This is a genomic window from Xenorhabdus beddingii (assembly GCF_002127545.1).
In the GTDB taxonomy this organism is placed as follows: domain Bacteria; phylum Pseudomonadota; class Gammaproteobacteria; order Enterobacterales; family Enterobacteriaceae; genus Xenorhabdus; species Xenorhabdus beddingii.
On sequence record NZ_MUBK01000093.1, the window covers coordinates 1 to 1835 of the forward strand.

General features: G+C 46.2%; 3 protein-coding genes. All 3 read left to right on the forward strand.

From position 1 onward, the window contains the following. The first annotated feature begins 19 nt into the window (after positions 1–19). From Xbed_RS18515 to Xbed_RS18525, 3 genes are read left to right on the forward strand one after another with little or no spacing between them, the layout of a single operon-like run. Positions 20–616, forward strand: a complete 597-nt coding sequence (locus Xbed_RS18515) for a recombination protein NinG (RefSeq protein WP_086114288.1) — start codon at positions 20–22, stop codon at positions 614–616. Then, entirely contained in the window at positions 613–807 is a 195-nt protein-coding gene (locus Xbed_RS18520; RefSeq protein ID WP_086114286.1) for a helix-turn-helix domain-containing protein, read from the forward strand. Before Xbed_RS18515 ends, Xbed_RS18520 begins: the two co-directional genes overlap by 4 nt. After that, positions 804–1640 (forward strand): antitermination protein Q, encoded by an 837-nt coding sequence (locus tag Xbed_RS18525; RefSeq protein WP_086114287.1) that lies wholly within the window; start codon positions 804–806, stop codon positions 1638–1640. The genes Xbed_RS18520 and Xbed_RS18525 overlap by 4 nt, the downstream gene beginning before the upstream one ends. The last annotated feature ends 195 nt before the right edge of the window (positions 1641–1835 follow it).

Below are 1835 nucleotides of genomic sequence, written 5' to 3' on the forward strand. Positions count from 1 at the left end.
GAAATGGAGAATGCAGGAAATGGCAAAGCTAAGGCGACGAAAATGTAAAATATGCCGTGATTGGTTCCACCCAAAATATGACAATGTTGAGTGGTGCAGCCCAGAACATGGCGCAGAGTTAGCAATCCGAAAAAGAAACAAAGACAGGGAGAAAGCTGAACAGAAACTACAACAAGAACGCCGTCGAAAAGAAATAGCCAACCGCGACAAACTCAAAGCCAGACGCCTAGCAGTAAAACCCCGCAGTTACTGGATTCAACAAGCACAGAAAGCCGTAAACGCCTATATCAGAGAACGAGACAGAGACCTGCCCTGTGTTTCCTGTGGCACGTTCACCTCCGCCCAATGGGATGCGGGTCATTACCGGACAACGGCCGCAGCACCTCAACTGAGATTTGATGAACGGAATATTCAACGGCAATGCGTTGTCTGCAATCAGCACAAATCAGGCAATTTGGTTCCGTATCGGGTGGAGTTAATCCGGCGCATTGGATTGGCAGAGGTCGAGGCCATCGAATCCAATCATGATCGCTATCGGTGGACGATTGAGGAATGTAAGTCAATTAAATCCGAGTTTCAGGGGAAATTAAAAATATTGAGACAGGAGGCAGCATGACGTTTGAAATAACATCAATTCCCGAGTTACTCATAAAACACCGGGGGAATCAAACTCAGTTAGCCCATGAGTTAGGCATCAACCGGATGACGGTGGGTAAATTCGCCCGTGATTTTGAATGTCAGTATCACATTGTTTGCAATGGGGCATTGATGACAAAAACAAAGCTAAAAGGGAACCAAAGGAAATGAGACTCGCTGACCTACCGAAATATTTTTCACCCAAGAGCATTATGTTTAGCGACTCTCCAGCCGCAACCGCTACCGATTCATTTTCAATTACCGATGTCATGGCCTCGCTAGGATTGGCGTCCGCTCAGGCGAGGCTGGGTATTGAGCTGTTTTTGGCGAAACAGGGGATCAATAAACCGGATGAAGCAGTGGAGAGTCTCTATCAGTATGCACTGACGCAGGTTCACAAACACCCTGCAATCGTAAAACTCGATGTAGATATTAGGGGAAGTGTTCTGCAAATACTCGCAAATTATGCATTTCAGGATTATGCGAGGAGCGCGGCCAGTAAAAAGGCGTGCACTGATTGTGATGGCGGATTTATTGAGGCTGAGGTGTTTACTACAAAGACATACACCCCGTGGATGGAAAGAACCCTAGTTAAGGCAAATTTAAGCATGGGCGTGAAAATCACTCCGTCATCATACGCCAAGTTCCGTGAGGTTCGAGAGGTGGTGAAGGTCGCGTGCCCAACATGCAAAGGCAAAGCCGCAGTTAGTCACTCTTGCCGCTGCAATGGTCGTGGGGAAGTACTGGATAAAGAGCAAACCGAACTAATTGGCGTGCCAGTCTACAAAACCTGTCCCAAATGCTCAGGACGTGGGTATTCCAGATTGCCAGCCGAGGATGTTAGGCGCGCCATCTGTGACGAGGTAGTGGATATACCAGAAACTACATGGAGAAGAAATTTGAAACCGCTCTATGAAGCGTTGGTTCGGGAATGTTTTGCTGAGGAGTTAAATGCCGAAAATGTTCTAAAAAAACTAACACAAAGAGAGGTTATTTCTATATAAATATTTAATTGTAGAAATAGTATATTGACAAAGTGGCGAAAGTAGCCTATCGTTATCCCAACGATGGGTTATTGCCTCTCGTTGAAACAGTAAAGAATTCCAAGCCTCGCACTCGCGGGGCTTTTTCACATCTACCCGTAGTCAACTTAGGGTTGACAACTGATCGGGGTAAAAACACCCATGAAAGATGAATTC

Excerpts from the sequence above, each read along its gene's own strand:
- Xbed_RS18515 (WP_086114288.1), top strand. The coding sequence starts at position 20 with ATGGCAAAGCTAAGGCGACGAAAATGTAAAATATGCCGTGATTGGTTC.
- Xbed_RS18520 (WP_086114286.1), top strand. The coding sequence starts at position 613 with ATGACGTTTGAAATAACATCAATTCCCGAGTTACTCATAAAACACCGG.
- Xbed_RS18525 (WP_086114287.1), top strand. The coding sequence starts at position 804 with ATGAGACTCGCTGACCTACCGAAATATTTTTCACCCAAGAGCATTATG.